The organism is Shewanella sairae, assembly GCF_023283535.1.
In the GTDB taxonomy this organism is placed as follows: domain Bacteria; phylum Pseudomonadota; class Gammaproteobacteria; order Enterobacterales; family Shewanellaceae; genus Shewanella; species Shewanella sairae.
In genome coordinates this window covers 1-749 of record NZ_JAKILT010000203.1, presented here as the reverse complement: position 1 = coordinate 749, position 749 = coordinate 1, and the positions used below count along the sequence as shown (strand labels likewise).

Genomic DNA, 749 nt, shown 5'->3' with positions numbered 1-749 from the left:
GGCTTTGTTGCAATACTCAATCTGTCTAGTCTTTGAGCATGCTCAGACCACTCGATAGCTATCAGGCATACCAAGGTGGGTGAAGCGATTTAAAATAGAACAACCTAATAACATTTCTTGACTTTGGTTCTTTGCCTTTCGACTGTGAAGTTTATTACCTATAATTTTTTTGTACCTCTGCATCGCGGTTTCAGATACATTTCGCCGACCATAATGCCGTCGTTTTTGCCAGTTCATTATCCCAGCAGCAGAGCATTCTATTAAGTTGCTCATTCGCTTGGAATGGTGCCTATTGTCAGCAAAAGTATTGTCTTTCGGCGGGATGACAATCTCTGCATTAGGTGAGTGCGAGTCAAGCGCTTGATAAACTGCATTGGTATCGTACATTTTATCCGCTGTCACATGCCCAATAGCCGCTGTTATTTGTTCACATAGGGAGCCGACTACCTGATCATCCATCACATCCTTTCCCGTCATCACCGCAGCATCTATGATGTGGTCTGTCCTTATTGCAAAATGGGCTTTCATCCAGCTTCGCTTTCCATCCACCTTGTGTTTTTCTTGGTGCCACTCATCTCTACCAAATCGCTTCAAACCCGTAGAATCAATGGCTATAGCCACAATATTGTTGTCCATTCGCTCGTTATTTTTAAATCGAGGAGTGGTGATCCCAAGTGTATTTAAACGCTTTGAAAGTAAGGTGTAGTCAGGGCATCGCAAGTGGGGCCTTCCAAATAACAGGAGTAAAT

Annotated in this window: 1 protein-coding gene; it reads right to left on the bottom strand. The window is 43.4% G+C overall.

Annotation, left to right across the window (positions count from 1 at the left end; genetic code table 11):
- Positions 1 to 42: 42 nt before the first annotated feature.
- Positions 43 to 749, bottom strand: a 707-nt coding sequence (locus L2748_RS24165; RefSeq protein ID WP_248957839.1) for an IS5 family transposase, incomplete at its 5' end; no start/stop codon positions are given.